The 26,694-nt window shown below is 45.1% G+C and carries 26 protein-coding genes; 9 read left to right on the forward strand and 17 right to left on the reverse strand.

Going from position 1 to position 26,694, the window contains the following annotated elements; translation table 11 throughout:
- Positions 1-534: 534 nt before the first annotated feature.
- Together AZI86_RS08670 and AZI86_RS08675 are read left to right on the forward strand one after the other, a co-directional pair.
- Complete coding sequence (locus AZI86_RS08670; protein WP_157684664.1) at positions 535-1,623, forward strand: hypothetical protein; 1,089 nt, start codon at positions 535-537, stop codon at positions 1,621-1,623.
- Between the two features lie 216 nt (positions 1,624-1,839).
- Positions 1,840-2,478, forward strand: coding sequence for a response regulator transcription factor (locus AZI86_RS08675; protein WP_061834653.1), 639 nt, complete (start codon positions 1,840-1,842; stop codon positions 2,476-2,478).
- Here the strand turns inward: AZI86_RS08675 and AZI86_RS19205 are convergent, their stop codons facing one another.
- A complete protein-coding gene (locus AZI86_RS19205) occupies positions 2,479-2,649 on the reverse strand; it encodes a hypothetical protein (protein ID WP_157684665.1) in 171 nt (56 codons plus the stop codon).
- A 181-nt stretch (positions 2,650-2,830) separates the two neighbouring features.
- Between AZI86_RS19205 and AZI86_RS08680 the strand changes: the two genes are divergently transcribed.
- The gene (locus AZI86_RS08680; RefSeq protein WP_061834654.1) at positions 2,831-3,676 is read left to right on the forward strand and encodes an EamA family transporter; all 846 of its coding nucleotides are present in this window, start codon (positions 2,831-2,833) and stop codon (positions 3,674-3,676) included.
- 3 nt (positions 3,677-3,679) lie between these two features.
- On the opposite strand, the gene AZI86_RS08685 is transcribed toward AZI86_RS08680, so the two are convergent.
- From AZI86_RS08685 to AZI86_RS08705, 5 genes are read right to left on the reverse strand one after another with little or no spacing between them, the layout of a single operon-like run.
- On the reverse strand, positions 3,680-4,753 hold the full coding sequence (locus AZI86_RS08685) for a hypothetical protein (protein ID WP_061834655.1): 1,074 nt from the start codon (positions 4,751-4,753) through the stop codon (positions 3,680-3,682).
- A gap of 18 nt (positions 4,754-4,771) precedes the next feature.
- Positions 4,772-5,650, reverse strand: a complete 879-nt coding sequence (locus tag AZI86_RS08690) for an ABC transporter permease (RefSeq protein ID WP_061834656.1) — start codon at positions 5,648-5,650, stop codon at positions 4,772-4,774.
- Entirely contained in the window at positions 5,650-6,678 is a 1,029-nt protein-coding gene (locus AZI86_RS08695) for an ABC transporter permease (RefSeq protein ID WP_061834657.1), read from the reverse strand. Before AZI86_RS08695 ends, AZI86_RS08690 begins: the two co-directional genes overlap by 1 nt.
- Entirely contained in the window at positions 6,675-8,147 is a 1,473-nt protein-coding gene (locus tag AZI86_RS08700; RefSeq protein WP_061834658.1) for an ABC transporter ATP-binding protein, read from the reverse strand. Before AZI86_RS08700 ends, AZI86_RS08695 begins: the two co-directional genes overlap by 4 nt.
- 2 nt (positions 8,148-8,149) lie before the next feature.
- Positions 8,150-9,100 (reverse strand): BMP family lipoprotein, encoded by a 951-nt coding sequence (locus AZI86_RS08705; protein WP_061835122.1) that lies wholly within the window; start codon positions 9,098-9,100, stop codon positions 8,150-8,152.
- Positions 9,101-9,387: 287 nt separating this feature from the next.
- On the opposite strand from AZI86_RS08705, the gene AZI86_RS08710 reads away from it, so the two are divergent.
- Entirely contained in the window at positions 9,388-10,104 is a 717-nt protein-coding gene (locus AZI86_RS08710; protein ID WP_061834659.1) for a Crp/Fnr family transcriptional regulator, read from the forward strand.
- 85 nt (positions 10,105-10,189) lie between these two features.
- On the opposite strand, the gene AZI86_RS08715 is transcribed toward AZI86_RS08710, so the two are convergent.
- From AZI86_RS08715 to AZI86_RS08745, 7 genes are all read right to left on the reverse strand, one after another.
- The gene (locus tag AZI86_RS08715; RefSeq protein WP_061834660.1) at positions 10,190-10,849 is read right to left on the reverse strand and encodes a hypothetical protein; all 660 of its coding nucleotides are present in this window, start codon (positions 10,847-10,849) and stop codon (positions 10,190-10,192) included.
- A 10-nt stretch (positions 10,850-10,859) separates the two neighbouring features.
- Positions 10,860-11,864, reverse strand: coding sequence for a serine hydrolase domain-containing protein (locus tag AZI86_RS08720; RefSeq protein WP_061834661.1), 1,005 nt, complete (start codon positions 11,862-11,864; stop codon positions 10,860-10,862).
- Positions 11,864-12,706, reverse strand: coding sequence for an HTTM domain-containing protein (locus tag AZI86_RS08725; RefSeq protein WP_061834662.1), 843 nt, complete (start codon positions 12,704-12,706; stop codon positions 11,864-11,866). Before AZI86_RS08725 ends, AZI86_RS08720 begins: the two co-directional genes overlap by 1 nt.
- Entirely contained in the window at positions 12,697-13,245 is a 549-nt protein-coding gene (locus AZI86_RS08730) for a DUF5819 family protein (protein WP_061834663.1), read from the reverse strand. Before AZI86_RS08730 ends, AZI86_RS08725 begins: the two co-directional genes overlap by 10 nt.
- A 134-nt stretch (positions 13,246-13,379) precedes the next feature.
- A complete protein-coding gene (locus tag AZI86_RS08735; protein ID WP_061834664.1) occupies positions 13,380-13,973 on the reverse strand; it encodes a YceI family protein in 594 nt (197 codons plus the stop codon).
- A gap of 124 nt (positions 13,974-14,097) precedes the next feature.
- The gene (locus AZI86_RS08740) at positions 14,098-15,711 is read right to left on the reverse strand and encodes a S8 family serine peptidase (RefSeq protein WP_061834665.1); all 1,614 of its coding nucleotides are present in this window, start codon (positions 15,709-15,711) and stop codon (positions 14,098-14,100) included.
- A 66-nt stretch (positions 15,712-15,777) separates the two neighbouring features.
- Positions 15,778-16,182, reverse strand: a complete 405-nt coding sequence (locus AZI86_RS08745) for a hypothetical protein (RefSeq protein WP_061834666.1) — start codon at positions 16,180-16,182, stop codon at positions 15,778-15,780.
- 144 nt (positions 16,183-16,326) lie between these two features.
- On the opposite strand from AZI86_RS08745, the gene tsaA reads away from it, so the two are divergent.
- From tsaA to AZI86_RS08760, 3 genes are all read left to right on the forward strand, one after another.
- Positions 16,327-17,037 carry a tRNA (N6-threonylcarbamoyladenosine(37)-N6)-methyltransferase TrmO gene (gene tsaA, locus AZI86_RS08750; protein WP_253715836.1) on the forward strand — a complete coding sequence of 237 codons (711 nt, stop codon included), beginning with the start codon at positions 16,327-16,329 and terminating at the stop codon, positions 17,035-17,037.
- A 62-nt stretch (positions 17,038-17,099) separates the two neighbouring features.
- Entirely contained in the window at positions 17,100-18,086 is a 987-nt protein-coding gene (locus tag AZI86_RS08755; RefSeq protein ID WP_061834668.1) for an isopenicillin N synthase family dioxygenase, read from the forward strand.
- Between the two features lie 10 nt (positions 18,087-18,096).
- Positions 18,097-18,852, forward strand: coding sequence for a hypothetical protein (locus AZI86_RS08760; protein ID WP_061834669.1), 756 nt, complete (start codon positions 18,097-18,099; stop codon positions 18,850-18,852).
- A 1-nt stretch (position 18,853) separates the two neighbouring features.
- Here AZI86_RS08760 and AZI86_RS08765 read toward each other — a convergent pair whose 3' ends face one another.
- The gene (locus AZI86_RS08765; RefSeq protein WP_061834670.1) at positions 18,854-19,273 is read right to left on the reverse strand and encodes a hypothetical protein; all 420 of its coding nucleotides are present in this window, start codon (positions 19,271-19,273) and stop codon (positions 18,854-18,856) included.
- A 98-nt stretch (positions 19,274-19,371) separates the two neighbouring features.
- The gene (locus tag AZI86_RS08770) at positions 19,372-21,180 is read right to left on the reverse strand and encodes a MutS family DNA mismatch repair protein (RefSeq protein WP_061834671.1); all 1,809 of its coding nucleotides are present in this window, start codon (positions 21,178-21,180) and stop codon (positions 19,372-19,374) included.
- A 161-nt stretch (positions 21,181-21,341) separates the two neighbouring features.
- Between AZI86_RS08770 and AZI86_RS08775 the strand changes: the two genes are divergently transcribed.
- Together AZI86_RS08775 and AZI86_RS08780 are read left to right on the forward strand one after the other, a co-directional pair.
- A complete protein-coding gene (locus tag AZI86_RS08775) occupies positions 21,342-21,944 on the forward strand; it encodes a DUF4360 domain-containing protein (protein WP_061834672.1) in 603 nt (200 codons plus the stop codon).
- 10 nt (positions 21,945-21,954) lie between these two features.
- On the forward strand, positions 21,955-22,665 hold the full coding sequence (locus AZI86_RS08780; RefSeq protein WP_061834673.1) for a DUF4360 domain-containing protein: 711 nt from the start codon (positions 21,955-21,957) through the stop codon (positions 22,663-22,665).
- A gap of 72 nt (positions 22,666-22,737) precedes the next feature.
- Here AZI86_RS08780 and AZI86_RS08785 read toward each other — a convergent pair whose 3' ends face one another.
- Together AZI86_RS08785 and AZI86_RS08790 are read right to left on the reverse strand one after the other, a co-directional pair.
- On the reverse strand, positions 22,738-25,416 hold the full coding sequence (locus AZI86_RS08785; protein ID WP_061834674.1) for a valine--tRNA ligase: 2,679 nt from the start codon (positions 25,414-25,416) through the stop codon (positions 22,738-22,740).
- A gap of 183 nt (positions 25,417-25,599) precedes the next feature.
- A complete protein-coding gene (locus AZI86_RS08790) occupies positions 25,600-26,691 on the reverse strand; it encodes a porin (protein WP_061834675.1) in 1,092 nt (363 codons plus the stop codon).
- Between the last annotated feature and the right edge of the window lie 3 nt (positions 26,692-26,694).

The raw sequence follows: 26,694 nt of genomic DNA on the forward strand, positions 1-26,694 counted from the left end.
ATTATTGATAAGAGATTTTTTGATTTAATTTTGTCCGCATGTAGGGTTGTTTGATCTGTCTTTGTATTTAATCTGATCTCAAAAGGCTGGGCGAAGGTCTAGTTTATGACGAAACGCACAGTTATGATCTAGTGCGCCAACTCTATTTTGAAATTTCGCGTCAATTTCACTTTCCACGATCTTTTCACATGTTTTTTTATCTGAACCAAAGATCTTTTTAGCAAAAATACGGCGAAGACAAAAAGTCACGCTTCAAACAAAACCCGCACTAGCAAAGGGTTTCAAGGACGTCGCAAAAAAGCTGCTAGCCTAAGATGCATGTTTCGTAAGGTTCTAACTTCAACTGTTGTTTTGGTGCAACAAAAATATTTTTTGGTTATCAACATGAGGGGGGCCTCGCGCTTGATGAAATTTTTGTTGTTGATCTTGTTGAACGTCCTCATTAGCATTTTTTATGTAAACAAATTAGTAAAGTTACGAAAGTTACGACTTTTACAAAGTAATACGATTGCAACGAAACGAAAGGATGCAACTATGAATAAACTTTTAGTATTAGCAGCTTTGACTGTAGCAGCAGCTCCAGCGATGGCTTCTAAAGCTCGTTTGACAGCATTGGGTAACGCGAATCATTTGATCGACACTCAAACTGTTTTCACTAACGCAGCGGACATCAACTACCTTGGTGACTACGCGACTATCGAGTTCGGCTCTAACGCGAACAACTCTGGTTCTGGCGTAACTACTCCACGCGCAGAAGGCGGTTTCACTCGCACTTCTTCTATGGGTAAATGGGGTGCTTACCTTGGTCGTCAAAGCTCAACTGTTAATGAATTCATCGCTGGCGTGAACGCAGCTCCAACAAATGCAGGTCTATTGACTGAGCAAAATGCTTTGGACCTTATGTACGGAACAGAAATGGCCGGACAAAAATGGGGTTTCGGAGCTCACTACTCTGCAGCTAAACTTGAGTCAACTTCTCAAGAAGTTAACACTCTAGGTGTTTCTGCGGGTGTTCGTAACGACGTTTGGGATGCTTACCTACGTGTTGGTTTGGGTGGCGAATCTAAAGTAAGTGGCGCTTCAGAATTGAAACAAAAAGGTCTTTATGACGTTGGTTTCGGTTACTGGTTAGACACAGTTTACTTGTCAGCTAAGTACATCACTACAAAAGGTACTTTGTCAGGTAACCCAGTTCTTGGTGGTACTGATCTAGATATCGAGAAAAACGCTTGGTCTGTAAGCGCTATCGATAACATGAAAGTTGAAGGCGGAAACTTCTTCTACGGTATCTCTTACACTTCTAACGAAGTTAAAAAAGGTAACAACAAAGAAACTACAACTGGTCTTCCTTTGATCGCTGGTATGGAAATCGATGCTGCTTCTTGGATGGTTCTACGTGGATCTATCTCTCAAAACGTATTCGTTGGAGAAGTTAAAAACGATCCAGGTTCAACTGACAAAATGGCTAACAACACCGTTGTTGCAGCTGGTGCAGGTATCAAATTCGGTAAAATGACTATGGATGCTACTATCTCTGGTTCAGGAACTACTTCTGGAACAGCTGACGGTACTGTGAACGGCAACAACTTGTTCACACAAGGTTCTTTGACTTACATGTTCTAATCGAACAAGTAATAAAGAAACTCGAAAAGCCCGGGGTGACCCGGGCTTTTTTTTTGTCTATGCTCATTGTCAAATATCCCTTTTTGAAAACTCAAAAAAAACTCAAAATGCTATTCAACTACTAGGAGATATCAAAAACGCAATGTAACTTATGTTTATTGAGCGTGTTTGGTTTAAAGACCAGCACTTGCAGGGAATCGGAATACAAAGGGCACCATGCAAAAAAACATTCTTCTTGTCGACGATAATGAAGACTTCGCAGCATACTTCATTTCTAAATTTTCATATTTAGGAAAATTAGTTCATACGAAATCTCATTCGGACGCGACCCAACTTATTAAAGAAAATCCGTGGGATTTAGTTTTCTTAGATCATACGTTAGATAATGACAAAACTTGTTTCGATCTTATTCCCTTGGTTCGCACCTCCCATCCCCGCAGTCATGTTTTAATCGTCACAGGTAACGCGGATAAGGCCATGGCGATTCGTGCCGCTAATTCCGGGGTCAGTGGCTTCCTAGAAAAACCTATCTTAGAAGACGAGCTTACGCGCCGTTTGCAAGAAATCGGTTGGTTTGACTCAAGATTTCATCTTGATGATAAAAGTCGTGAGCTCTTTGTGGGGGATAAAGTCTATCATCTCACTCAAGTAGAATACGTTGTTTTAAGACGACTTTTAGATCGCAAAAATCAGCTAGTGACTCGCGCTGACTTAGAACAAGATATTTGGAATGGCCGTCATGTGGCGAAGAATGCTTTAGATACCCATCTGTATAATCTGAAGAAGAAGATTCCTGAACTTAAGAATTGTCTGTCTTCCGTGCACGGCACGGGCTATCTTTTAAAAGTTCAATAATTAGCGAGTAGCAGCTTGCGTGTTTGAAGTTGCAGCCTTCACCGTTTTAACAACGGGGTTGGTGTTAGCAAACATGCTGTTGCGGTCTTTGTGTGGGCAGTATGTACCAGCCATTGAAGTGCTTGCTACTACTGTGATCAAAGCTGCGATTGTGATTTTTGCGAATGTCATTTTGAACTCCTTCATAACAAGCGGTATACATAACCCTAATGCGAAGCTTGTGCCAGGCAGGCTGTTTCTTCTTGAGAATCAGTCATCCAGCCTTCAATAACTTAGCAAGGTCTCTTCTCACGCTGAGACAGCGGTGACCAAGAGTGCCGGACAGCGCGCGCACCTGTTAGAGGATTAACACATGCTCAGATCAGTCTTGCTTTTGCTTCTTGCGATGTTCTCAATTCAATACGGAGCTTCTTTAGCAAAGCAACTTTTCCCAGTCTTAGGGGCGGCGGGAACCACAACATTGCGGGTTTTGTTTTCCGCGATCGTGTTAACCGTGATGGCTCGCCCTTGGAAAACCAAAATCCCTATAAAAAGCTGGCAAGTCATCGCGCTGTATGGATTAAGCCTAGGAAGCATGAATTTGCTCTTCTATATGGCGCTTCAAAAAATTCCGTTGGGTATTGCCGTGGCTTTAGAGTTTGTGGGCCCTTTGGGTGTATCCCTTTATTATTCACGAAAAAAAATCGATCTGTTATGGATTGGTTTGGCCTTGCTGGGAATCATCGTACTGATTCCGTTTGATATGACTTCGGCGCATGCTTTGAATTTAAAAGGAATTGCTTTGGCTTTGGCGGCAGGATTTTTCTGGGGATTGTATATCATCTTCGGTCGTAAAGCCGCACAGGCCGGGCCCGGGTTGACTGTGACCGCTTGGGGTATGTGGTTTGCGGTGTTAGCCGTTACGCCTTGGGGAGTATCTTGGGACAGCGAGAAAATATCCAACATCAGTTTATGGCCGGTCGCTTTGGCTGTGGCCTTGCTTTCAAGTACGATCCCTTATGCTTTAGAAATGCAGGCACTTAAAAAAATCCCTGCGAAAACATTTGGCGTGATGATGAGTATGGAGCCTGCGATCGCAACTTTAATTGGATTTATATTTTTACAAGAGATGTTAACAGGTCTGCAGTGGGTGGCGGTAGCGAGTGTCGCTATTGCGAGCGCAGGGAGCGCTCGCAGCAGTCAGCAAAATTCGAAATAGAAACTATTTGGTTTCTTCTTTTTTTTCTGTCGTATCGAAATAGTCAGGAGCCACGAAATCCACAGTGAATGGATATTTGTAGGACTTGTAAGCTCCCAATTTGGGTTTACCCGCGGAACGGTAAGCTTCGTCCCACAGGTTTGCTAACAACAAAGAACCACGCGCCATTTGTTCAACGATCATCGGACTCATTTTTTTGAAAGCTTCGCTTGCCGGTTTTCTTTCGGCGGGCGTTTTAATATCCATGCCGCGTTCTTTAACCAAAGTAGATTTTTTTGTGATCGGATCGAGCTTTAAGATCTTGGGGATTTCTTTATTAGAAATCACGCTAAGAACTTTCATTTTTTCGATCGTGGTTTTTGGCTTTAAGAACTCGGGATTTTTCATGGAACGTGCTTTTTTCAAGATCAAAGCCTCAAGATCTCCATCAAAGCGTCCAACCACTTGATCTTCATAATAAGCATGAATCCCGCCGTGACCCGTCGCCCAGCCGTCATAATCAGCAGAGGTATGGAAGGGTTGCGCGTTGTCCCCCACGAAGTGTCCCAACAAACCCATAGAGACAATCATCTGGTACGCAAGTTTGTTATAAGGAAGATCATTGTTTTGTTCTTCTTTAAAATTTGCGGGAGGTGGTGCCAAGGCAAATTCTTTTTCTAAAGCGGCCACGATGCGCATGAATTGATCCGCTCGCCACCAAGACGAGCCGAATTCTGTCGGAATGGATTTAATCGTGGTGCCATCGTTTTTAAATTTATCTGGCTTGCCGGTGAAATCCGCCATCAATTTTTTAAAATCCGTGGGGATGTCTTTGACTTCAAGGCCGATGATTTCAATATCAATAAAATGCGTTGGATTGCCGAATTTATTGGCGTCTCCACCAAGGCTTTTCCAATAAAAATCGGGCATGTTGCACAGATGGCCCATCATTTGGGGCTTGTGCTCTAGGTATTCTTTTAAGCCCGGCTCTTTAACTAAGAAACTGGCGGCACTGCAAATGCTGTGGTGGCCGCGACCGCCCCAAGCCCATACTTGGGAAGCGGAAAACACGATTAATAAACTTAAAAGACATTTCATACGAACACCTCGTTAATGCTAATGCAGCTCTTGTCCCAATGCTTTCGGCGCCTGGCTTTTTCCGATAAAGCCCGCTAAGGCCACAACCGTAACAACATAAGGTAAAATTTGAATAAATTGGACAGGGACCTCAAACGATCCGATATGCAAGCCCTGCAAGCGCATTTGCAAAGCATCAACAAACGCAAAAAATAAACACGCCATCAATGCCGGGATCGGCTTCCATTTACCAAATATCAAGGCCGCTAATGCCATATAACCGCGACCGCTGGTCATCATCGGTGAATACGAAGAGGCTAAGAATAAAGATAAACTTGCGCCACCCCAAGCGGCGATAAAACCACTCAGAGTCACGGCCATCCAACGCACTTTCGCCGGTGACACTCCACTGGTCGCTAGCGCTTCAGGATGTTCGCCTGCAAATAAAACCCACAAGCCAGAACGAGTTTTATAAAGCCACCACGCGATCAATCCTACCATGGCGATGGCCATAATCGTTGGTTCAAACGTGAAGCGATCATCCACCAAAAGCGATGGTGTTGAGCCTGTCGAATTAAACAAGATTTTCGTTAAAAACGGAATCAATCCCATGACTAAAAGATTGAAAGCCATGCCCGTGATGACCTGCTCTGCTTTAAGAGCAATAACAAAGAAAGCGTAAAGCAAACCAATCATCAAGCCCACGGCGCCCGCGGCAAACCAACCAGCCCAAGCAGATTCAAAATAGTATCCAACAACTGCACCTGTAAAAGCGCCCATCAACATGAAGCCTTCCAAGGCTAAGTTGATAACGCCGGAGCGTTCGCTCATCAATCCACCCATGGCGGCAAAAATCAAAGGAGTCGCTAAACGCAAAGTCGCTAAGGCAAAAGCGGAAACTAAAAGAATATATTCCATTATTGCTTCTTCCTTTTGTGCTTAATCCAAGCCCAGTATCCTTGGGCAGTCACACCTAAGATGATCAAAGCTTGCAGGATGCGCGAAAAATCTCGAGTGATGGTCGTTGTCTCTAAATCAAGGTCGGTCGCTCCCTTATGAAGCGCGCCCATCAAAAACGCCGAAATAATAATTCCCAACGGGTTGTTGTTCGCCATCAGCGCCACCGCAATCCCGATAAAGCCGTAGTCAGGTGAAAATCCGATACGATATTGTCCGGCGCTACCTAAAACTTCTGAAAGTGCGACGCCGCCGGCTAAGGCCCCGGCCATGGCCATGGCCATGATCTGCCAACGCTTTTCTGAAATCCCTGCACGATGAGCCGCATCTGGATTTGTTCCCGCGGCCCGCAACTCATAACCCCAAGAGGTTTTCCACAAGAAAACCCACAACAGCACCGCTGTCACCAAAGCAACCCCCAGTGAGGCATTAGCCGGAGTGTCGGGAAAGAAGCGCGCAATTAAATCATAATCTTTAAACATGTATTGTGGAGCAACCATGGCTGATTCTGGATTCTGCGAATCTGAACTTGGAATGATGTGCAAAGTAAACCAGCTTGCTAAACCGGCGGCGATAAAGTTCATCATGATCGTGATGATGACTTCATGACTGCCGCGATAAGCGCGCAACATGCCGACAATCCAACCCCAAAAGCCCGAAACTAAGATGGCGGCAAAAAATGCGAACAGGGGAGCCAAAGGAAACGGAACATTCGGAAATAAAACCCCGATAGCCGCCGCAGTCACAACCGCCATGGTCAGCTGTCCTTCAGCCCCGATATTAAATAATCCCGCATGGAAGGCGATCGCCACGGAAAGACCACAAAACAACAAAGGAGTCGTGTAAGAAAGCGTAATCCCCAGATCATAAGTTGATCCAAAGGCACTACGAAGTAAAACCATAAAGATATTAATCGGATTTTCACCCGCAAATAAAGTCAGTAACAAAGCCAGGGTTAGTCCTAAAAGGAAACCGAATATACGTTTCATCGGCATCCTCCCATAGCGGCACCCAAGGCGATTTCATTAAATTCCGCACGCGTAAATTCTTTGATTAATTCCCCGTGGTATATCACGACGATGCGATCTGCGAGTGTCATGAGTTCGTCAAGTTCAGAGGAGATCAATAAAACTCCTGAACCTTGATCACGTTGGGCCCGAAGTTTCCCATGAATGAATTCAATCGCCCCGATATCCACACCACGCGTAGGCTGAGCGGCGATCACGATATCGGGATTTGGCCAAAGGGCTCTAGCGACTACAAGTTTCTGTTGGTTGCCGCCTGAAAATTGGGAAAAAGTTTGGCGCGGCTTTAACGGACGGACGTCAAATTCTTTCATCGCTTTTTCTGTTTCCGCTAATGCCGCCGAGTCAGAAATAAATCCATTCTTATAAAAAGGAGTTCGACGATGATGACCTAGGATGAAATTTTCCACCGCCGTTTTTGTCGGCAAAACCCCGAAACGCAAACGGTCTTCGGGGAAGGACTCTAAAGATCCTTTTTGCTGGATATCACCACTCCAGCAGCCTTTTTTTAGCGAATGACGATCTAAAAGAACGCGCATTAAAACATCTTGGCCATTGCCCTCAACACCCGCGACACCGACGATCTCTTTAGCGCGGATTTGTAAGTTTACGTTTTGCAGTTTGCGATTGCCGATGTTGGCTGAAACATTCGTCAACGACAGAAGAACTTTGTCATCAATCGCCGTTTTACGTTCTTCATTTTTTTGCAATAAACGACCGACCATCAATTCCGCCAGGGAGTCAGATTGGACTTCCGCTGTTTTGCGATTGGCGACCACCGTGCCCGTGCGGAAGACAGTCACGTTATCACTGATGGCGATCACCTCTTTAAGTTTGTGGGTGATAATTAGGATCGTTTTACCTTCGGCTTTTAACAAACGCAGATTTTTAAACAAATCTTGAACTTCTTGGGGAGTTAAGACGGCCGTGGGCTCATCTAAGATAATGATCTCTGAATCTTGAGAAAGGATTTTTAGAATCTCTAAACGCTGTTGTTCGCCCACAGATAGATCTTCGACCTTTGATTCAAGGTTTAAGATCATGCCGTAACGTTTTGCCAGTTCTTCTAGCTTTTGCTTCTGCTCTTTGCGTGGAAGCCTTTGAAAAGGACTGCCTTTTTGCATCAGCAAGATATTATCAAGCGCCGTCAAAGACCCTGCGAGCATAAAATGCTGATGGACCATGCCCACACCTTCAGCCATGGCATCCATCGGTGAATTAAATTGCACTTCTTTACCGCGGATAAAAAACCGGCCTTCATCGGGTTGATAAAGGCCAAAAAGAATTTTCATCGCAGTGGATTTGCCAGCGCCGTTTTCCCCGACGATGGCATGGATGCTGCCCCGGGGGACAGCGAAAGAGATATTATGATTTGCTTTAACGGGACCGAAGGACTTGGCGATATTTCGAAATTCAATCGCAGTTTCAGACATCGTTATTTCTTTTTGTAATAGTCAGGGACAGTGATTTTGCCATCAACGATCTGTTTTTTCAGATCATCAACTTTCTTTTTCATCTCTGGAGTGATCAACTTTTCGTTGTATTTATCTAAGGTATAATCAACGCCATTGTTTTTAAGGCCAAAGCGTGAAATGCCACCCGAAAATTTGCCCGCTTGAGTTTCTTTGATAGTGTCGTAAACCGCCACATCCACCGATTTCAACATGCTTGTTAAAATCACGCCTGGTTTGATCCAGTTCTGATTTGAATCCACACCGATCGCGTAGATTTTCTTTTCTTCAGCCGCATCAAATACCCCGGTGCCCGAAGCGCCCGCTGCGACAAAGATCACATCCGCTTTTTGAGAGAACTGTGAAAGCGCAAGTTCTTTAGCTTTTGCTGGGTTATTCCAAGCTTCGCCCGTAACGCCAACATAATTTTCAATGACCTTAATATTTGGATTTACGTGTTTTGCGCCAGCGGCATAACCCATCGCAAAGCGACGGATCAAAGGAATATCCATTCCGCCGACAAAACCCACAGTATTGTTTTTTGATTTCATCGCAGCAAGAGCACCGACAAGGAAAGAGCCTTCATGCTCTTCAAATAACAAAGAGCGAACATTGGGTGCTGTCACTTCACCGTCGATAAGTGCAAATTTCATCTTGGGAAATTGAGCGGCCACTTTGCGAACCGCTTCTTTTTGTGCAAAACCAATTCCGATAATCAGATCAAAGTTTTTACGAGCAAAAGAGCGATGTAGATTTTCGACAGCATTGGTGTCGGTGGCTTCAACGTATTTAAGATCGATTTTCAGATCTTTTTCGGCGCGGGTTGCTCCCGCATAAGCGGCGGCATTAAAAGACTTATCGTCCTTGCCTCCTTTATCTAACACCAGAGCGACTTTAAGTGCTTCGGCGTACGAAAAAATGCTGAATAACATCATTAACGAGACTGTAACGATACTTTTTAACACGGTTTCCACTCACATTTCCGGGCAAACTCCATGCCTTTTAGCATGGATTAAGCCGCTGATTTTACGAAAAAATTCTAAAATTGAGGTCCTCGGGAACCTAGTTGAAGCGGGACTGTGAGTCAAGACAAAAGGTCAGGAAACGCCGTTTTCTGACCCGTTACAAACAGATCATAACAGGATTGAAATTTTGAGTTGTCGCCTACCAGGTTTAGGATGACCTCAACATCTAACCCACAGAAAGTGCGGAGGTAATGAGTATGGAATCTCAAACAATCTTAAACGGCGGAGTCAATTCACTAGGTTTCATGGGCGGTCAAAATATCACTGTTCCAAGTACCTCAAACGTCCCTTACGAAGTCATCCATGTAAAAGAAGAAGAGATGATCTTTAAAGAGGGCGAGTTGTCTCGCGGCCTTTATTATGTTCAATCGGGATGTGTTAAAGTTGTAGTAAATCGCTCACATGCACGTGGACGCACCACAACAAACGAATACGTCACTAAATTAGTCTCTCCTGGAGAATACTTTGGTTACAAATCCCTAGTAAAAGGCTCAATGACTCAAAGTCATGCAAAAGCCGTCAAATCAACGGTGTTGTGGTTGTACCCACGCGAGTTGATCCAAGTGGCGATGAACCAAGCAAGCCCATTGCTTAAACTTTTGTTGAATCAAGCCGTTGGTGACTTGGAATCGTTTGAAAACATCAGCCAGTTACATTATTTGGCTTCTGTTCAAGAGCGTATCGCTTATCAGTTAGTACTGTTGGCAGATAAATTCGGCGTACAAACTCCGAATGGCATTTCTTTGAACCTGAAGCTGACACGCAATGAATTTGCTCAGCTTGCAAGCACGATCAATGAATCATTGTCTCGTCACTTAACAGAGTTCAAAAATGAAGGTCTTATTGATCTTAACGGTAAAGAGATCATCATCAAAAATAAAGATGGTTTGATGAAACGCTCTGGGAACTTCTAGTCCCATTTAGTATTTATTGTTACTTCATGCAGGAAGTTTATTTAAGATGTTGAAAACCCGCGAGCAAAACTCGCGGGTTTTTTAATTAGTAACCTCTTCGCTGAAATTGATTGTTTTGCAAATCAAACATCTCCGGTCGGACTTTCAAGTTAGGCATGCGTGAGTTGGGATCTCCGAAAGCCTTTCTTAAGCTGTATTCTGCGGCCTTGTAAGCTGCTGCACCAGCCACCGCCGTTGCCACCGCGGGTGTTAAAGCAACGGGATCGACATTTCGGCGCAACGGAGGCATTACACCACCTGCCGCTTTAAAATCTTTAGGCACATTGGGATATCGTGGAACTTGAGGCAAGTCGAATTGGCCTTCGTCAATAACCCATTTGTCTTTACCACCGTTACCCACATATTTATCCCATACATAGTCGACCACCGCGGCGGCGGCACCTGCGGCGGCTGCAGCTACATAAGCATTCGCATAAATCTGATGTTTATCCAATTTAGAATACTGCTCCAAAGACCTCAATGTGCTTTCACCTAAGATTTGACTCACCTTAGAGTCTTCGTGGCGTTGACGGATTTCTTCTAAAAACTTGCGCACGTCGTCTGGCGATCTTAGCGGAGTCTCTTGTGGCGATGACGAATTGGACGACATTATCCAAGGGCTTGGATTGCAGCGAGGCAGTTCGCCAGCAAAAGATGTTGGGCCAAGCAAAAGCAGGGCCGGAAGGATCAAAGAAACTTTTTTCATTTTTACTCCTTTAGTAAAAGTGTTGTTCAAATTGTTCGGCCATTTCTGACCACTGTTTGGTGAATTTAAAATTATCGATGGAAAGCGCGACACGGATATTTTCATCAGGCAAAACTGCGATCAAAGTATATGACCCAAAGGTGGCGCCATTGTGCCAGTACGCCTTATAGCTTTGCTTCTTGGTGCGCACCCAGCCGCGGGCATAGTCTTGATCACTGTTGCGATATGAAAAATCAATCCACTGGATAAGGTCTTGCACCGAAGACTTAAGCCCGCCAGCACCCGCAGCGTGGTAGACGGAGTTTTCAATATTCCAGGCGAAACCCCATCGTGAAAACGGCATCAAGATATAAATGGGCAAGACGTCACCTCTTTGCACGGTCGATGTTTTGTGTAAGTGCGCTCGGCGCGCAAGATCCTGGATGATGACGGAAAAACTTTTTTGTTCGATAATCTCTAGCAATCGAGATAAAACCAGATAACCAAAATTCGAATACTGCATTTTGCTTCCCGGATCTGAATGCAAATAACTATCGTCCAGTTTTTGGATGTCGATATCTTGAATAGTCCAGCTTGTATTTACGGTGCGCTTTGCAAATTGCAAAAAGCTTAAGTCACGTCCAAATCCGGCTTGGTGGTTTAATAGGTGCTCGATTGTGATGTGGGCCAGTCGTCCTTTGCAAAAGTTTTTAAGCCACTGGCAAACGGGTGCGTTTAGATCTAAGCCTGATTTTTCTAACTCTGTAAAACGTGCGCCCACAAAGGATTTAGAAACACTGGCAATAGAGTACTGCAGATCTAAGGGTCCGTCAGAGAAAACCACGCGGTCCCCTTGGGTGATCAAAAGACTTCCGTGAAGAAGATTTTTTTCTTTCAATCTTTTCCAGGTGTCCTGAATTTCGGCAGCTAAATTTGCGGCAGGGACCTTTTTGATTTCTGTCGGAAAAGACACAAACTGCAAAACGACCCACATGCTCAATAAGCCCGCAATAAGTCGGTCTAAAAATTTACGCATTAGACACCTTCCTTATCTTCGGAAAAGAACGAATAGCTTACGCACATCGCAAATCCGAACATGAAAAGGCCCATCACAAATGAAATAGATAAGTGCAAACAGGTGCCTGCAAGCACCACATAAGGGCGCCATGGGCGAAGCCAAATAAGATAGGGTAAAGAGATTTGAAAAAGGACGGTTCCCAAGGTCATTAATGCTAAAAAAGCTGCATTTTCAGAAAGCAGTTTGAACAGGAAAGGATTGCCGTATTCGTTAACTCCCATGGTGTAATACAAAGCAACACCCTTGTTCCATAAAGGCCCCATGACCTTTAATAAACCGGCCGTGGCATAGACGAAAGTGACCTGGATCTTGATCATCAAGACTGAAAGATTGGTCAAGGTTGTGGAAAATGCAGATTGAGACTTGCGAGGGTTTACAAAGATCAGATAGAACCCAATCAAATGCATTAAGTTGTTGCCGCCGTCTAAGATAACACCAGCTTTATTATCCAGATTTATCATGAGGAAATAGACGGCAAGTGCAGAGGCGCGGGGCCATTTTTCTAAAAAAGCTAAGACCGAAAAAATCAAAATCGCGACAAGAAAAACAGGATAGGCCGACTGCAAGATATCCCAATGTAATAGATTGAAGACCTTTTCAAATAGTCCTAAATCGGTGAAGTTTTTTGTGGGAATGTAAGAGTCCTTTGAGTAAAAATAAGAACCATCACTAGAAAGAATCAGATAATTCACAAACATCCATGCGTAAACCAAGCGTCGGGCCCAACGCAGGGACTGTAGTGATTTAACTTGCACATGAAGAGTTTCATAAAATCGGATAAGTATTTTGATTAGTTCCATACCATTCCATCCTGTTGCATTCTAAATTCATAAACTTCGTCAGAGCCCTTGGGGGCCGTGAAACGTTGTGAATAATTTGTGGTGAAAGTGCGTTTGATCTGCACTTCAGAAAGGGCGTAACGACCGCATTGGTCATGCAAAAACTTTTTTAACAGAGGCAGCTCGGGAATCTGCGCGTCTTCTTTCTGCAAAAGTTTGGCGTTATATATTTCACGCGCAAGGTTTTGCAGCACATAGGTTTTTTTTCCTTTTGCGGTTATTGGCCATGACTTGTGTTCAGAAAGAAGACCATCAATCGGTAGCTTCCAGTTCTGTAAATTATTGCAGCGATAAGCCAGCTGCAGGCTTGAGGTGGCCGGTTCGGGTGCGAACAGGTGCCAGTTTTGTGAAAAGAAAGAGTTCATGTAGGTGTCCACCATTTCCGAGTATTGGTAGGTGGCGGGATTGGCAGGGGCTAAATATAGGACGTGCATGCTAAGGTGAATCCCCAGAATTCCCAGCAAGGTGACCTTCATCGCATTTAAATAGTAAGTGTTCATTTCTAACCTCGATCCGACGGGAGGTCCGAAATGCAGACGCGGGGCCAGGCTATAAACGAATTAAATGAAAAAGGAGGCCTTAGCGGCCTCCTAAATATTAGAAATAAGATTTTCTAATTGGATGGAAAGGGGGATTACTTTTTAGCTAGTGGTCTACCGGCTTGGATTTTGATTTTTAAGGTCACTTCATCGCCAACTACGGGGCCGGCTTCGACCACGTTGTTCCAGCTTAAACCGAAATCTTTGCGATTGATTTTACCTTCGGCCGTGAAAGCGATTTTTTGATTCCCGTAAGCGTCGTTCACGTCACCTAAGTATTTGGCATCCAAGGTTACAGATTTCGTTTTACCTTTGATCGTCAAGTCGCCGGTCAACTTTAAAGCTTCAGGTGTGCCGGAGATTTTTTTTACCACGAAAGTCAGCTTTGGATTTTTTGCGACGTCAAAGAAGTCCGCACTGCGCAAGTGGTCGTCGCGGTCTTTGTTGTTGGTATCAATCGATGATACGTCGACATTCAAGTTAGCTTTGGATTTTTCTAATTTATCTTCGATGGTGACAGAGCCATCGAAGGTTGAAAATCGACCTTCCACACTGGAAATCACTAAGTGAGGAATCTCAAAACCGATCTTAGAATGGGCTGGGTCTACGGAATAAGTACCAGCAGGGATAGATTTCGCCACTGCGGAAACGCTCGCCAAAGTGATGAGAGATAAAACAAGCTTCTTCATAAGTTCTCCTTATCAGGGGTTTTATAAACCGACCTAATAAGTATCGACTTGAAATTATCTATGCAAAAGGTGACACAATCGGGAAACACTGTTCCTTTAATAGAACAGTGCTTACGATATAGGACTAAAAAAGGCTAAAAGATTTGCCGTTAGTGCCGCCCGTAGAGCGGCAAAGACCCGACTCTATCGGGCGTTGGAAGATTTCTACCGCACCTTGTGGAATCATCGCTTGGCGAGGATAAACTGTGTAACCACCTTGAGGTAAAGCCACGATCATGTCGTTAAAGTAAGTGCGCATCAGATATCTTTCGATCGTGATTGGATCAAACGGAACCATAATACGAATGCCGAAAGTAGTTCTGACGGGAACTCCGCCACGAGCCAAGATATCCGTGACGTAAGCGGGTGCCGGATTGAAGGCCACTTCTTCAAAGCAAGGGCTTAGATTTGCCGGCGAGAAACCTAAAACTGTCAGGGAAAGACCGGTCTGATTCCAATCACCATTGTTGGCTGAGCCTCCGCGAGCAATACGTTTTAGAACTGCAGTGCGATTCATGGAAGGATCAATGCCCTTCACCATCGCGACACCTGCGGCAACTATGGCCGCCGAATTAGAGCTGCCACGGAATTCTTCGTTTGTTCCTGCCAAAATCAAAGACGAAGGAGCAAAAAGATCTGGTTTTTTAAAACCCGCCGCAGACGAAGAGCGATCGGAATCTGATGCGCCCACGGTAATAACGGAGGCGTTATCCGCAGGATTTAAAAGAGTGTTGTCATTAGTGTGCGAAGGCATCTTTACGCCGTCACCGTCCACAGTGATGCGCAAGCGATCTTTGCTGCCGAAATTATTAGAACGATTTTTTACGCGCAGATAGTAAGTGCCCGGCGTTAATTCGGCGGTGATAATTTCGCGGGGGTACTTAGAAAATCCGGGGCGGTCTTCTTTAGCATCAGCACTTTGTTTTAAAGAGCTGGATTGGATCACGTTTAAAAAATCATCGGTTAACGCGATGTCTAGGTCTTTGTCGGTCCCAAGTTCGACATCGTCTTTAAAATCATTCCAAGAAAGAACGATTTTTACTGGGCATTTACCGGACTTAGTTGATTCGCAACGAAGTTCCAAGGCGTTGTTGCGATCAGGAAGGCGAACCAAAGAATCATTTACGGTTTGTACAACAGAGTTGTAAGTCGTTTGACCAAAGTTCCCTGCCGCATTCACCCAAATGATACCGGCTTTAGCGGCGCGGGAAACTTCACGGTTGATAAAACCTTTGCCGTCAGAGTTTCCGCCGTATTCCCATACTTCAGAATACAGAACCACATCGTATTTTTTGGCAATGACATCATCAATCGCGGCTTTGAAATTTGAATATCCGAAAACATTATAAAGGGCGAATTCTGGAACCCAGTCCGCGTGTTGTAGATCGTCCGTCAACATGCCAATCAGGATCTGCGCCATACGTAAGCCATGATCAACTTTGTTATCAGCAGGTTCAGCGACCGGCCCGGGGATGTAACGAGTGTTTGCTGGCAAGGTCACGCCGATTTGTTCTTTATAGCCGTAAAAGCCCTTGTCCAGAACCGCGACTTTTAAACGACGGCTTGGAGATTCATTTTGATAGATTTTGTTGAAACCTAAAGATTCTTTGTAGTTTTCAAGATTGGTAAAAGGCGAAGAAGCAAAAGCGAAATGAAAAGAAAAAGTAGCCGCTAAACTTAAGAAAAAATATTTACCCACAAAACACCTCTTCACTTCAAACCTCGACGGGGTTTACCCCGCCGAAGCTTTTAGCGAAGGAGGGGATTACCACCAGTAGTTTGAGTAGTAGTAATAGCTGTAATAGCTATAGCTATATTGGTAGTACGGACGGTACCAGTTACCGTACCAATTCACGCAACCGTAGTAATTATTGTAACCATTGTAAAAATACCAGCTTGATGCTCCACCATCTTGGTCCAACTCGCCTTTAACGTGTTTGCCATCGATGTTTTGGAAAGAGCCAGTTTCTACAAGGTTTTGGGCTTCTTGACCCGCACGTGCTGGGGCTTGAGAAGTCATAACCGCTGTTTTGTTAGTGCGTGAGTCTACACGTACTACAACTGTTCCGTTCATTGACTGATTTGTAACGGAAGATTCGTTATCCAACTCTCCCGCAAAAGTACTGCCAGCAAGGAAAACCATTGCGGCTGCAAGAATTAAGCTTTTCATAAGCATCTCCTTTAAATTTGTTGGCTCTTTCTCATCCCAACCGCGAGCCAAGTCATCTTAAAAATGGGCAAGTGTCATTCTGCGTGACGCGGAATTTCAGAATCTTATTGACGCTCGGCAACTGGGGAATGTAACCACAGGCCTATGATGGAACCGATCGGTTTTTTAGAGAGCTGTTTTCGAGATAAATTCGGCACCCCCAGGCAGCCGGGCCTGGTGAAAGATGCGTGGGCCCGCTTGCGTTTGCGCGCTGATTTGCAGCCCGAAGAGTCTTTGCAGGGCCTCGAAGGATTTAGCCATGTGTGGCTGATTTGGGTTTTCCATCAAAATAAATCCGCGCGTTTTCACGCCAAAGTCCATCCACCGCGTTTAGGTGGCCAAACTCAAGGGGTGTTTGCGACTCGCAGTCCGCATCGTCCCAATCCCATCGGTCTTTCCTTAGTGGAGTTGGTTCGGGTGGAAAAGGATGGGATCGTCGTTGCCGGCGTGGATCTGGTTGATGGCACACCTATTTTGGACATCAAACCTTATCTTCCGGCCGTGGAAGCGTTGCCAGAAGCTAAAACCGGCTGGCCCGCAGAAATCCCTGCCGAACAGATCCGTGTAGAATTTACCGTGGAAGCAGAGAGTCTAATGGGGGAGTGGCAGAAGCGCCGAGCGGAAAATAATCTGCGCACGATCGTCGAAGACACCTTGCGTTTGGATCCGCGTCCGGTGGTTTATCGGGGTTATGAGGCCGGGGATTCTCCCTATAGAAACGAGCATGCGGTCCGTCTTTTTGATGGGGATGTGCACTTCCGTTTTGAAAGCCCCACCCTCGTTCGAGTTTTCAATATTCTTTTTGTGCATAATTAGTTGCTGTTGCCTTTTAAACACGCGCTTTGCTACAGTCCGGGCAACCAATCAGAGGGGGAAATATGAGAACAATGGAGACGACTTCTCATTCAGAAACCAGCACACTTCGCAAAGTTCCGACTTTAAGCCTTGCAAGTTACACTCATGGTACCGATAGCGATCGCGCAAAGTTTATTGATCAACTTTTTACGGGTCTAAAAGAATACGGTTTTATTATTCTTAAAGATCACAACGTAAAAGCAGCGGATCTGCACAAAGCTTACGAGATTCTTAAATCGTTCTATGCTTTACCAACTGAGGTAAAAAAATCATACATTTCCCCCAATGCGGGCTTCCAACGTGGTTACACACCATTTGGGCAAGAGCACGCTAAAGACTCTCCAGTGATGGATTTAAAAGAATTCTGGCACGTAGGGCGCGTTCTTCCGGCTAACAGCCCATTGCAAGGACGTTATCCAGAAAACGTATGGCCAACAAATGAGATTCCTGAATTCCAAGCTCACTTCGTGAAACTTTTTAATGCGCTAGAGCAAGCCGGCGAGATCATGCTGGAAGCATTGACGATCCCATTGAAAGTTGAAAAAGATTTCTTCGCAAAAATGACTAAAGATGGAAATTCAATCTTACGTCTTTTGCACTATCCACCAATCCCAGAAGGAACAGATCCACGTTGCGTGCGCGCGGCGGCTCATGAAGACATTAACTTCATCACCATTCTGCCGGCGGCGACGTCGTCAGGTCTTCAATTGAAAGACCGTGATGGTACTTGGTTAGATATTGAATCAGAACCAGATACTTTGATCGTGGACGTGGGGGATATGTTGGCTCGTCTAACTAACGATGTTTTGCCTTCAACTACTCACCGTGTGATCAACCCGCAAGACGGCACAAATCAAAGCCGTTATTCTATGCCGTTTTTCATGCATCCACATCCAGATGCCATGCTTAGCTGCTTGCCTTCGTGTATTGGGACAGGTGCTAAGTATCCGGATATCACGGGTCATGATTTCTTGATGCAACGCTTGCGCGAGATCGGCTTGATCAAGTAAGCTTCCAGACATGAAAAAACAGACGCAAATACTTGCGATCGCAATTTTGGCAGTAGTAGGGACTCTTACTTACTGCCATTTTCGTTCAAGCACTCCCGAAGTTCCAGCCGTGAATCCTGAAGAGATCGGATCGCTGCCCCCATCTAATGACGAGCATTCAAAATCGGCGGTTCCGCCGATGGTTTCCGCAAATAATAATGCCAGCGGATTTTTACCGACCGAAATGGAAGATCCCGACAAGTTCGCTGCCATTCAAAAATCTATCAAAGACATGAATGAGTGTTTGGGTACGAACATCCCGCCGCTTTCAGTAAATGCGGAATTTAATTTGTCAGTTTTTGGGGGAATGATTGCGCCGTTCATGGGTGAGCCAGTAATGACCACCAATGAGTGGACGGCGACCGATATCCAAACTAGCAGCGGCGAAACTCGCCGTATTTTTTTAGAGTATAAAACCGATATCATGTCGGATGCGGCGACATCGTTAAAATATTATTCGATTTCCGCTGAAGGCGAGCAAAAAGAAATCCCACTGACACCAGAACAAATGAATGATCCCTCGGATACTTTAGTGGCAAGTCTCGAGTCTGATGGCACCGTGATTGGCAACTCTCGCTCGCAGCGGGCGTTCTTTCAAGGCGGCGGGAATGTTCTGACCGTGGAAAGAAACGGAAAGATTTATTCTTTAGATATTCCGTTTGAAGGAAAGCGCTTTCGTTGCGAAGGGATGGATGCCTCCGCAACGTTGAAATGCCATTGTCTTTAGATCAGCGACACAGATTGTTAAAAAAGTGTGGATCTAATTTGTCATCTTTTAAAACTTCGGGTCTTTTGAAAAGGCCCTGGCTGCTTGAAAGTTGGAAGTCTCCATTCTTCATTGAAACTAGACGAAATAACTCTGTTCCTTCGGCGTTCATGTAGCTATGGGTGGCGCCATCTTCGACAACTGTCAGCATGTCCGATGTGTAGCTAGCCATCTCTGTACAAGCACGACTGCGCGAGGTGGCAAGTCCACAGCGATTCACGTCGTGAAAGACGACAACTTTATTCGGTGAGCAATAGGCAACAATCGTATCTTGGTATTTTTCCGCTAAAGTTGTCGGCATCGACGACGGCATACGGTGGGTTCTTGATGCGCAACCAACTGCAAACATCACAGCAACAAGTACTACGCAGCGAATGATCATGAGGACTCCTTATTTCTTATATTAAAATGACGAGGAGACCCTAAAGGCAAGAACGGGTTGTATGGAGGGTCCCGACAACGGGACCTTGGCCTGGGAAATTACAGCGCGGACTCTTCGACGTTGATGCCTTCGGCTTTCATAATTCGCAGGGCATTCGTTGTCGGACAAGGTCCATGTTTAAGTTGATATGAGAAAATCATTTCGCCGCGCTCATTGATGTCTTCACGGAAGTGGAGATTGATCAATGTGGGATGAGATTGCTCTAAATTTGTGAGTTCCAAGTCATGAGTCGAAATAAATCCGATGGCCGTAGGTAGTTCGGCCAAAGTTTTAATAACCGCGCGACTGCCGATCTGTCTTTCGCGATTATTTGTTCCGCGGAAGATTTCATCGATAAGAAATAGCATGGGAGATCCCGTGGCGGCGACTTTTAGAATGTCACGCAGGCGGCGAACTTCGGCATAAAAATAGGAATACCCGTCGCGCAAAGAATCGCTGACTTCAATACATGTTTCTACTTTTAAAGGCACGGTTACAAATTTTTGCGCAAAGACGGGGGCTCCCATGTTCGCAAGAATTTGATTTACACCGACCGTGCGTAAGAAAGTCGATTTGCCAGACATATTAGATCCGGTTAAAAGTCCCAAGGTCTGCTTGGATGGAAAATAAAAATCATTGGCCACGGCTTTAGATCGCTCTAACAAGGGGTGAAAGATCTGTTCGCATTGTAAAGTCGTGCTGTCAGAAAATTCGGGGTACGTTTGGGTTTGGTATTTATCAAACACCAACATAGATCCCAAGACTTCAAGCTCAGAAAGTTCTTCGATGCATTTTGGGAACCCTAAAGAAATTTTTTGGCGCTGTCTTTCTAAAAAATAAACGGCCGTTAACGTCCATGGCATCAGCCCGTTAAGTAAGAAGTGCAACAACGGGTTGGTCTGTGTTCCTAAAAATCCTAAAATGAATTCGAGTCGATTGACTGCGCGTGATGGAGATTCACGTAAGATTTCGGCGCTGACTTCGCGCAAGTATTTGTCTTGCTGGGCACGTTTTTCAATGCTGGCAAATAAGGGACCTAAAACTTGCAAGTGATGCGAAAGTCCCGTTCCTTGAGAAAAAGCTTTTACTGAAGTACCCAAGCTGACCCAACTGACTAAAGTAAATGCCATCAGCACTGGTGATGGTACTGATAAGATCTCCATTTTTGTTAAGACAAATAAAGCGGCCACGGCAATCCACAAAATTAAATTGGCGGCAAAGATTTTATAAAAACCTGCCGTAACGAAAGGTTCTTTAAGGAAATCGCGAATCTGTGAAGTAGAGACGTTGAACTCTTCTTCTTTGATGTTCAATCCTAAGCGCGTGTAAAACCACGTTTGCGGGCGCAAAGATTTAATACGCTCTTGGCGGCGCTTTAGAAAATCTTTGTTTAACGGAGCTGTGCTCATCCATGCCAGCAGTCGCTTGCGCCCACCTTCGGTCAGTGTTTCGTCTAAAAGTGTCCAGACGGAATGTTGTCCAGTAAGTCCCAAGTCGCGAATCAGTGGGAAATCGCCCTCGATATCTTCGAGATGTTTCCATGCACGTCCGGATGGCAACCCTAAGCAACGCTTTTCTTGACGCAACGTAAACTGATGCCAGCGTTGCAAACGACGCACGTGTTCTTTTAATGAACGCGTCCGGAGCACTAAAAATATAAATACAATAAGAAGTGCGGCGCAAATTGCATATTCCCATTGTGCACCGGGATTCATCGCAGGATGAATCAAACTTGCAAAAAATAACAAAGCAGTGACTAAACGCGACCGTTGATGTGAGTGGAGTCTTTTTGTCCAGGTGTCAATATGGTGGGCCAATTTGGCTTGGCGTTTTTGTAATCTTGGAATCATCATTGCTGTTTTCATCATTATTATATGATGCCCGTAATCTTGTTGCTTGAGCAATCAAATACAGTTTCTTTTTGCCACCGAAATATGTTGGCAGATCTTTTGCTCTTAAGTTTTTCCACGAGGTCACAACGGACTTCGAAAAAATTTAAGTGGAAAACCACATTCCTGGAGGGGAATTTATGAAATCAATGATGATCAAGGCATTGCTATTTGCAGGCACAGTTATGGGAGCACTTTCTGCGAACGCACAATTACGGTTGGGTGAAGCTTCTTATGGCGGGACCGGTTGTCCGGCGGGAACTGCCAGTGTGATGTTAAGCCCGGACTCTACCGCGTTAAGTATTTTGTTTGATAGCTACGTCGCTGAAGCGGGAAATACAACCGGCAGACGAGTCGACCGAAAATCTTGTAACATCACGGTGCCTGTGGCCGTGCCGAACGGTTATTCCGTGGCGATCTTTCAAGTGGATTATCGTGGCTTTAATTTAGTTCCACGTGGTGCGCAAAATCGTTTTGATGTGGAGTATTTTTGGGCGGGCGCTCGCGGACCAAGAATTTCTAGAATCTTTAACGGACCGAACAGTGAGAACTTCACTTTAACAGATCAGCTTATCGCAAGCACCGTGATCTGGTCCCCATGCGGTCAAAGCGTCAACTTACGCGTGAACAGCTCAATGATGGCGCAATCAAATGCGCGCATGGAACAGACGATGGGAATCTTAGATAGTGCCGATGTTTCTTCGGGCCTTGTTTACCATCTTCAATTCCGTCGCTGCCAATAGCGGGTGATGTATGAAAAAGCTGTACCTTGTTTTAGTTTTAACGACCCTGATTCTTTTTACCGCGCTCGCCAAAGCACAGTCACAGACAGAGCCTTTGGAGCCGGGTGAAGAAGATTTCGCGGATTCATCTGCGGGTGATTTTGGAAATGACGATTCAGATCCTGTCACCGGGGTGCAATTAGGACAAGTGCAGCTTGCCGGCAGTGGATGCAGTGGGGACACGGCCAGAGCTGTGTTAAGCCCGGACGGAAAAGCAGTTTCAATTTTGTTTGATAACTTTGTGGCGCAAGCGGGAGGAAATGCGCCACGCCGGACCGAGCTTTCTTGCACCACGCGGATTCCCATTCAAACTCCACCAGGATATCAAGCCATGGTCACGCGATTGGATTATCGCGGCTTTGCCAGCGTCGCACCTTCGGGTGGGCGAGCCGTGCTAAAAACATTTTTCCAGATTTTAAATTGGAATAACGCAAGACCCTTGTCGCCGGTGATAAAACGCCGCAAGGTTTTTAATCAACAAAGACAAGGAGGCTTCGTTACCACGTCACGTCTAAGAGTGCGAAACTTCTATCATGGTTGTGGGGAAAAGTTTTTGTTAAACGTGGATACACGGTTGATCGGTGTGTCCCGCACAGGGCGCGACGAAACTTTCATCGCGTTAGATACGACCGATGTGTCTTCGAAAGTAACCTATTTTTTACGTTGGAAACGTTGTCGATAAAAAAGGAGTGTCATTTACGACACTCCTTTTTTGAATTTTATGTTCCAAATTTACACGAAAAGAAGCTGGTACCTACTGAAAACGAGTCAAAGCATCGCGCAAAGAATCTAGGTGCACTTTTGATTGTGCAAGTAAGACCTTATCTGCCGCGACAACATCTTCATCGGCATTGGCGATGAATTTTTCGTTCGAAAGCTTGTTTGAAAGCATGCCGATATCTTTTTGCAGCTTTTCCATTGTCTTGTTAATGCGTTTTACTTCCTCATCAAAGTCGACAAGTCCTTCCAGCGGAATGATGACTTTCACTTGGGCATCTTTAACGACGACAGGAGCAACCGCACATTTCATCATGTTGCCGTCTTCACCGATTTCAAGATTTTCGATACGACCCAAGGTCACAATCGCTGAACGATTATTGCCTAAGATTTTTTGCGTTTGTTCGCTTGTAATACCCAGACGGACGTTGATTTTAACGGCCGGGCTGATACGGTTTTCACCGCGGATATTACGAATCGCGCTGATCACTTCTTTCACCAAATCAATTTCCATCGCCGCGGACGCAGATCCCAACGAAAGGAATTCGCGGTCGTTGCGAGTGTTTGGATATTGATCGATCACGCAAGCTTCACCTTTAATAGGCAGCTTTTGATAGATCTCTTCCGTGATAAACGGGGTGAACGGGTGAAGCAAACGCATGATACGATTTAAAACTTGAGCGATGACTAATTGGGTCGCCTTTTTTTCTGCCGCATTTGTACCGTTCATGATGGGTTTTGTGAATTCGATATACCAGTCACAGAATTGATTCCAAACGAACTGGTAAAGTGCGACGGCGGCGTCAGAGAATTTTTCATGCTCTAACGCTTCTTCCACTTCTTTGGTCACTTCCGCCAATTTTGAAATAATCCACTGATCAAAGACGCTGATGTCGGCTTTATTTGGTAAGGCTTTTACGCCTTCTTTCGGCGCTTCAAAATCCTGAAGATTAGAAAGTGCGAAACGAGCCGCGTTCCAGATCTTGTTCATAAAGTTGCGATAGCCCTCTAGGCGCTGTTCGCTGAATTTGAAATCCTTACCGCTGAATAAGTGCGCCGCAAAAGAGAAGCGCAAAGCATCGGCTCCGTACTTGTCGATCATTTCAATCGGGTCAATCGAGTTGCCTAAAGATTTAGACATTTTGCGACCTTGAGAATCACGAACCAAGCCATGAATATAGACTGTGCGGAAAGGAACATCCCGTTTAAATTCCAAGCCCAGCATAATCATGCGTGCGACCCAGAAGAAAATGATGTCATGACCCGTGACCAAATAATTGGTCGGATAGAATGTTTTTAAGGTTTCAGTCTCGTTGGGCCAACCCATGGTTGAAAATGGCCAAAGACCCGAACTGAACCAAGTATCTAAAACGTCATTGTCTTGTTGAATATGGGTTTTGCCACACTTTTCACACGCTGTTGGATCGACTTCGGCCACCGTTTGATGTCCGCAATCATTGCAATACCATACCGGAATACGGTGTCCCCACCACAATTGGCGCGAAATACACCAGTCTTCGATATTGTTCATCCAATGCAAGTAAACCTTGGTCCAAGATTCTGGTTCAAAACGGATCGTTCCATTTTCCACAACGCGTTTTGCAGGAGTGGCAAGGCCGTCCATCTTGATAAACCATTGTTCGGACAAGAAAGGTTCGACCACGGCACCTGAACGTTCACAGTGTCCTACAGAGTGAACATAGGGTTCTTCTTTGGCTAAAAGATTTTGTGCTTTTAAATCTTCTAATACACGTTTACGGGCCTCTTGAACTTTAAGTCCTTGGTAAGGACCGGCATTTTCATTCAGCTCGGCTTTTTTGTTTAAGATGTTAATAAACTCTAGGTGATGAGTTTTACCGATCTTATAATCGTTAAAGTCATGTGCCGGCGTGATCTTAACTACGCCTGAACCAAATGCGGGATCCACATAAGCATCCGCAATGATCTTAATCTTGCGATTGATCAAAGGAACAATAACATTTTTACCGATCAAGTGTTTATATCGCTCATCTTCAGGATTCACACACAAAGCGGTATCACCCAACATTGTTTCGGGACGAGTCGTGGCGACTGTTAAAACGCCTGAGCCATCTTCCAAAGGGTAGTTAATATGGAAAAGCGAACCTTTGATTTGTCTATGCTCAACTTCTAAGTCAGAAATCGCCGTTTCTAACGGACCAGACCAATTCACCAAGCGTTGACCGCGATAGATCAAACCTTTTTTGTGAAGGGTGACGAAGACTTTACGAACAGCCTTTGATACGCCTTCATCTAAAGTGAAAACGGCGCGATCCCAATCACAAGAATCACCCAAGCGGCGCATTTGTGAGTAAATACGATTGCCGTATTGGTGTTTCCACTCCCATACCTTTTCGACAAATTTTTCGCGGCCCAGCTCGTGACGAGTCACGCCTGTTTTTTTAAGTTCACGTTCTACCACCGATTGTGTGGCGATACCGGCATGGTCCGTCCCAGGCAGCCACATGGTGTTGTAACCATTCATACGCTTCCAACGAATCAGCATGTCTTGAATCGTGTGATCAAGCGCATGTCCAATATGCAAAAATCCAGTGACATTTGGCGGTGGAAGAATAATTGAAAATGGAGGTTTGGTGGATTGATCTTGGGCTTTGAAATACCCAGCGTTTTCCCACCATTGATAGGTTCTGTTTTCTACATCTGCGGGATTGTAGCGATCCGATAATTGCTCTGACATATCCTTGAGGTCCTCTGCAGTTAAAATGAGAAGAAAGAGAACCCCCACACTAGCAAATTATGCTTGGTTTGGATACCGACCCCAGACCAAGATGCGCCGCACAAACAAAAAGGCTGACCCTTGGGTCAGCCTTTTTCGCCTGTTTGCACTCCGGCATCACCGGAATATTTTGGCCGTCACAAATTATTTTAGGAAATCGCCTAAGAAGCGAGTGCCTACGATAACTTCATGACGAGTGATATCGTTAGCCGCTCCATCTGGAGATTCTTTGATGTTGTTATAAGCAACATGGTAACGGAAGTTTTTGTCATTGTATGGTTTGTACTCAAGAACCGCGCCGTAACCGATCCATTTAGTATCAACCGCTGTTGAAAGTTCGTCTTTACGCTCTGAAGAGAAGAAGTCCAGACGCGGAACCCATTGCTCAAGGCCTGTGTAAGCTGCTTTAACAACGATAGAAGACAATTCGTTTTTGCCCCCCGCTCCTGCATCATTTTTTTCATCGTTCAAAAGATAATCTACAGAGATAGTCACTGGATCTGCCGCCCATTGAACGCCGGCTGCCATCCATTGATATTTCGTGTCTACGATCGGTCCTTCAGATGTGTGATAGCTCGCGATAAAATTCAAAGATTTTTCCATGAAAGAACCTTTGTACACGATACCCATCAACAATTGATTTTGGTCCATCGTTCCCGCAGTTGTTGAACCCTCATCATTTTTTTGGTCCATGCCCATAAGTTGGATAGAGTTTGTGCCTTCAGCAAAAGACATCGTCAGTTTAGCACCAGTCATATATAGCATGTTTGAAGTGCCGTAGTATGCCGCAGGTGCCGCTCCGCCGAAAGATCCAGATGCTGTCTGGCCGGTGTAAAGGTTGTAGTTCGAAGATAGAAGATACAAATCAGAGCCTGAAGTCGTTCCTTCAAAACCACCGATATCGGTGTTCATTCTCCCGATAGTCAACGCAAACATATCGCTCATTTTATGAGTCAAGTAAGCAAATTCTAAAGCTTGTTGAGCAGAGTCAGTGCCATTTTGCGACGCAGATTTTGCAAAAGACCAACGAACGCGGAAAGACACGTCTTCAAATGCTTTTCCTTGGTAATCCAAGCGTCCCGTACGTAGGTAAAAACGATTGCTGTCGGGAAGAACCGTCGACTTGTCATAAGTTGTCGCGCTGTAATCAGCACGCAAATCTAAATTGATGGGGCCTGCTTGTGCCGCAGAGGCAACTGCAGTGATTGCAAGTGCCGACATGAAAAACTTTTTCATCAG

The organism is Bdellovibrio bacteriovorus (assembly GCF_001592735.1).
GTDB classification, from domain to species: domain Bacteria; phylum Bdellovibrionota; class Bdellovibrionia; order Bdellovibrionales; family Bdellovibrionaceae; genus Bdellovibrio; species Bdellovibrio bacteriovorus_D.